We start from the raw sequence: 5,684 nt of genomic DNA, 5'->3' as shown, positions 1-5,684 counted from the left end.
TGTCCGTCCTCGAGTTAGGGCGGACTCTAATCGGCGGTGGAGGAAAAATCCCATGGCAGGTCACGAGCTGCGAGCGGAGCGCAAGGCCAGGCAATGATCGCGGCGTGACCTGTCGTCAGGCATGCTGCGTGATCCATCACGCATGGATCATGGATGCCCGCGAATCGGGCCGTGCGGAAGGTGACGCGTTGCAGGGCAAGACACGCCCAATGGCAGGGAAGTTATCCACAGTTTCAGCGTTCAAGCGGATCGGGTAGCGCAATTTCTACACTGACTCCGCCCGAAGGAGAGACCCAACCGTGAAATAGCTTGTCAGGGCTTCCGCATTGGTGCCAAGTGAGGCAGAGCGATGCACGTCGATAATAACGGTCGGCGCCCAATTTACGCCCTCACAGCGTGAGACAGGGACAGAAGCTGGCAGGAGCGTGGGCATGGACGAAGTGGACACCATTATCGGGCAGCCGCCTAGCGACAACATCTTTGCCGACCTGTGCCAAGATGACGAGAGGCTGAGGCAGTCTCTCGAGAAGCACATGCGCAACGTGTTCGCGCCGGAGGTCCGCAAGGAAATGCGGACCTTCAGCGCATCAGAAGCCGCGGCCCTGATCGGCGTGACCGTGTCGAATCTCCGTAAGCTGCATCATGATGGCAAGATCCCCGATGTCGAGCAGGACAGGCGCGGTTATCGCAACTACAGCGCCGCCGACATCGATGCCATTCGTGTCACCCTTGCGCGGAGCGCCCGTGATCCGCTCCAGTATCTTCCTGGTCGCAGGCCGGGCGAGCATCTGCAGGTCCTGACATTCAGCACCTTCAAGGGTGGATCGGCCAAAACCACGAGCAGCATCCACACGGCGCAGCGTCTCGCGCTCAAGGGATATCGCGTCCTCTCCATCGACATGGACCCGCAGGGCTCGCTCACGACCATGATGGGCCTGATGACGGATCTCGAACTGGGCGAGATGCCGACCATCTATGACGCGATCAAATACCAGGATCAGCTGCCAATGCGGGAGGTGGTCCGCAAGAGCTATTTCCACAAGCTCGACATCGCCCCCGCCGGTCTCATCCTCTCCGAGTTCGAGACCGAGACCCCCCGCTACATGGGCCGGCAGGATGTCGTCCCCTTCTATCTCCGACTGCGTGCGGCGATCGACCAGGTGGCGGATGACTACGACATCGTGGTCATCGACTGCCCGCCCCAGCTCGGTTACCTGACCCTCTCATCGCTGATCGCCGCCACAGGGCTGATGATCACGATCATTCCCAACATGCTGGATGTGGCCTCTCTCAGCCAATATCTGTCGATGGCCACCTCTGTGCTGCAGGTCGTCTCCAACCACGGCTTTCAACTCAGATACGATTTCCAGCGCTACCTGCTGTGCCGCTATGAGCCCTCAGATGCTCCGCAAGCGCAGATGTCTGGCTTCCTGCGCTATGTCTTCGGCACCCGCCTGATGACCGAGGTCTTCCTCAAGTCGACCGCTGTCTCCGACGCCGGGCTGCGGCAGATGACTCTTTACGAGATCAGCCGCGCCGAGGTGAACAAGCAGACGCTCGACCGTGCCCTCGACTCCATCAACCAAGTTGTGGACGAACTGGAGCGGACCATTCACAAGGCATGGGGGCGCAGCTGATGGCACGCAGGGTCCGGCCCAACATCTTCGGCTCGATCATGGACGGATCGGCCGATGCCGAGCCACCGGCCGAACTGCGGATGCCTGATCCGGCACGTCCTGCAAGCGTTCCCGTCCCCCCTGCGCCACTGGTTCAGGCAGAGACTAGGTCAACCGCCATTCCCGCGGCCTTCCACCGCGGACCTGTAGCGGCGCTGGAGAATGACCTCCGGCTGAGCATGAGCCAGACGCTCCGGGACATCGATACTGCCCTCATCGATCCGAGCCCCTTCTCCGACAGGATCGCGATCTCGGAAGACGACATCCAGGACCTCCGGGACTCCATCGAGCGGAGCGGCCTGCGGGTTCCCATCCTGCTGAGGCCCAATCCCGAGAAGCCGGGCCGCTTCATCATCGTCTATGGCCGGAGGCGCCTTGCGGCGCTGAAGTCGCTTGGCATGCCTGCCCGAGCCATGATCCGGGACATGAGCGACGTTGATTCAATCCTAGCCCAGGGTCAGGAGAACAACGCACGACTCGACCCATCCTTCATCGAGAAAGCGCTCTTCGCCGCTTCCCTCGAGGCAGCGGGCTATGAGAGCAGGGTCGTGATGGAAGCCTTAAACGTCAATAAGGCTTACCTATCTCATATGCGACGGGTTGTGACAAACATTCCGGCCAACGTGATTTACCAGATCGGTTCGGCTCATGGTGTTGGATGGAAGAAGTGGCATGAAGCCGTGGACTTGGTTTTGAAGGATGGTGTCGACCCAGCCATACCCGAAGGCCTCTTCGACCAAGACACTAATAAAGACACGCACTTCTTGCTTTGGCTGAACCATCTGAGACGATCAGTGGCACGGAAACCTTCAGTAACGCGACCATCTGATAATAATAGGGAAAGACGAGCGCGGCCGGTTTTTACCTCTGACGGGAAGACAAGGATCGGCGAGGTCCGGCGCAATGGCGGGGCCGTTCATCTCTCCGCGGATCCTCGCGAAACGGAATTTACCCGCTGGCTCGATGCCAAGGGGGAAGAGCTGCTGGCTCGCCTTTATGGTGAGTGGGTAGAGGCGGACCGGGGCTAAGGCTCCGGTTTACTAGGTAAACAAGGACTGAAACGAGCAAAGGAGGCACGAACAGAGAGCCAGAAAAGGAAAGAGCCCCCCGAGAATATCCCGGAGAGCCCCACACGAACTTGCACCTCTTGTGTAGCTCCTCCCGGAATCTGTGTCAACAACGCCGCCCCGGCGAGCGGAGAAGATTTGCCTGTCGAAGTGGCGATTTTGACCTTCTGAATGGCAAATCTAACCTCGTTTACCAGGTAAACCGTGGGGATCTCGCCCATACGGCATCTCTCGTGATGAGCAGATGGCACTTGAACGATTCAACTTGGCATTAGCCGAGCCGACTGCGTATGCCGATTCGCTATCTCCGTGGGATCGGCAATCCATTCAAGCGCTGATCAAGGACCTGCAGGAAGTAGCAAACGACCTTGGCCTGAAGGACAGGCACATTCGCCTCCTGACGTCCTTGGCCAGCTTCATCCGGGAGTTTACCTCGGACTACCGGCCGATCGTCTTCGCATCCAACGAGGCGCTGTCGCGGCGCACTGCCGGCATGCCTGTTTCCACCCTGCAGCGAACCCTCCGAGAGCTCTGCTCATTGGAACTCGTCGAGCGCAATCTCTCGCCCAACGGAAAGCGTTACCCCCATCGTGGGAGCAGCGGCGAGATCCTCGAAGCCTACGGGATCGACCTCAGCCCCTTGCTCCAGCGCGCTACTGAGATCCGGAGCCTGTTGAAGCACGTCCAAGAGCGTAGGATCAGGATCAGGTTGATCCGAGATCGCCTTTCCTTGCTGCGGAACAGGTTCCCAGAGGACGCACCGGAACAGGTTGAAATCCGCAACCATCTGCGGCGTCGGCATAGATGTGCCTTCGAACTCGAGGCAACCTATCGGGTGTATGCAGAGGCAGCCGAAGCCCGGGCCGCAGAGATTGAAATCACCGGGCAAGCCGGCTCAGAGTTTGCGCGGGTAAGCTTTCAGTCGGCACAAGATGACGACGCCCTGGGTGCACCTCCTGTGCAAGCTTCGGCAACCAAAAGGGATGAGCCACGTGACACCGGAACAGCATTTTTGACATGCAATGAACGTCAGGATGACACGCACTATCAGAGTTCAATACTGAGAATCTATGAATCTGAAGAGCTACAGAGAGATACTGTGGATAATTGTGCTGGCCACGCCGAGACAACAGATGAAGCTTTGACTGCTAGGGAACTGGTTCAGTCATGCCCAGAAGCACTCAGCTATGCAGCTGGTAAGCTCGAGAGCTGGATGGATCTGCATAACTTAGCCGTGATGTTGGCTCCGATGATAGGCATCGGTGACCAGCTCGCCAAGCGGGCAATGGAGGCACTTGGCCTCCAGGGCTTCACCACGACCGTGCTCTGCTTGGTTCAGAAGTTCGGGATTATTCGCAATCCCGCGGCTTACCTGAGCCGTCTTCTGGCGCCCAAGGGCCAAGTCTATTCACCAAAGCGGTTTCTGCGGAGCATTGCTGGAGCACGTTCCTCTCCGGCGGCATCTGCCTGATTGTGACCACGCGCCTCGTCAAGTTTACCCCGGTCTACGGTCAGCACCGTTGGAGAAGGCGGTACATACCATCGTCAGCAGCCTCTCCGTCACTTATGCTTCTCCGCGAGTGATGACTCTGATCATCACGGGTGGGATTAAGATAAAGGCACCATTAGTACTTTGTCGCCGTACCCGAACAATCGACAGTTTACCTAGTAAACACCTTCAGGTCCCCCACATCATCGGGCTCAACAGGTTCATGCTCAACTAAGGATGGGAGCCGAAGCTCCGACCTCCGACGACCGAGCCGACAACCTCGACGAACTACCTGACTGTCCACTACCACACATTTCGACAAGCTCGAAAAGACTCCCCCTCATGAGGTTGTGTTGAAGAAAGGGATTCACCGGGCGCGCTGATCGTGATTCAAGCTGGTATCTGTAATGGAGACCAGCTTGGCACGAGACCTGATGTCAGGTGACGAGTGGGCGTTCTTTGAAGGCTTCATCCTGGCTGTTCGTTCTCCGAACGGCCGCAAGCCGCTGAGCCAGCGGCTTGTTTTGGATGGGATCTTCTGGATCGCGCGCACGGGGTCGCCCTGGCGCGACCTGCCGGAAGAGTTCGGCAGATGGTCGTCCGTCTATCGGCAGTTCCGTCGGTGGACCTTGGCGGGGCTGTGGGAGCAGATCCTGGAGGCGCTGAACGAGAGCCGGATCGTGCCGGATGCGCTGCAGATGATCGACAGCACCGTGGTTCGCGCCCCTCACCAGGCAGCGGGCGCAAAAGGAGGACTCCGTGCCAAGGTCCCGGCCGCTCGCGAGGTGGGTTCACGACCAAGATCCATCTGCGCGTCAAATGCGGCAGGTCTGCCCATGAGAACCGAGATCACGACCGGGCAGACATCGGACTACCTCGGCTTCGATCTGGTCATGGCCGACAACTTGCCGGAGCCGAGCGTCTTGCTCGCCGAGCGCGGCTACGACTCTGACCACATCCGCAAGACTATGGAAGTGCGCGAGGTGCTGCCAGTCATTCCGGTGCGCAAAACTCGAAAGCTCCGGGTTACGATCGACCCTCGTCGAGCGGTGCTTCAACAAGCTGAAGAACGCCCGTCGCGTCGCCACCCGGCTCACGACAAGACAGCCGAAAGCTTCCTGAGCTTCATCGACATCACATCGATCCGCTTTTAGCTCCGCCATTTGCCAACATGACCTAGCCTTGGGACGGACGGCTGGATGCGGCTTATGTCCCGCATTTGCAGCGCGGGCAGGTGCTGTTTGAGCATGAGGATGATGCTCAAGGTGTCCACGACGTAGAATGCGGCGACGTCTCCGCACGCCGCCACAACTGCCGTGCACGCTCGTCACCGGCACGTGCATCATGTATATTACATAAGACAGATTACAACTGTTTTTGATATACGCGGGGGACGCGCTACCTTGGAGTGCGACTTTTGATCCTCAACAATGTGTTGGGCTTTGAAAGGAC

The 5,684-nt window shown here is 58.7% G+C and carries 4 protein-coding genes; all 4 read left to right on the top strand.

The features are described 5' to 3' along the window. The first annotated feature begins 431 nt into the window (after positions 1-431). The 4 genes from repA to ACFFII_RS13140 all read left to right on the top strand — a co-directional run bounded on the left by repA (position 432) and on the right by ACFFII_RS13140 (position 5,386). On the top strand, positions 432-1,637 hold the full coding sequence (gene repA / locus ACFFII_RS13155; RefSeq protein WP_377699338.1) for a plasmid partitioning protein RepA: 1,206 nt from the start codon (positions 432-434) through the stop codon (positions 1,635-1,637). Continuing rightward, a complete protein-coding gene (gene repB / locus ACFFII_RS13150; protein WP_377699337.1) occupies positions 1,637-2,704 on the top strand; it encodes a plasmid partitioning protein RepB in 1,068 nt (355 codons plus the stop codon). The genes repA and repB overlap by 1 nt, the downstream gene beginning before the upstream one ends. 283 nt (positions 2,705-2,987) lie before the next feature. Then, positions 2,988-4,214, top strand: a complete 1,227-nt coding sequence (gene repC / locus ACFFII_RS13145; protein ID WP_377699336.1) for a plasmid replication protein RepC — start codon at positions 2,988-2,990, stop codon at positions 4,212-4,214. Between the two features lie 437 nt (positions 4,215-4,651). Next, on the top strand, positions 4,652-5,386 hold the full coding sequence (locus ACFFII_RS13140) for an IS5 family transposase (RefSeq protein ID WP_377699335.1): 735 nt from the start codon (positions 4,652-4,654) through the stop codon (positions 5,384-5,386). Positions 5,387-5,684: the final 298 nt, after the last annotated feature.

The organism is Paracoccus niistensis, from assembly GCF_042432925.1.
GTDB classification, from domain to species: Bacteria; Pseudomonadota; Alphaproteobacteria; order Rhodobacterales; family Rhodobacteraceae; genus Paracoccus; species Paracoccus niistensis.
This window is presented reverse-complemented; position numbering and strand designations above follow the sequence as displayed.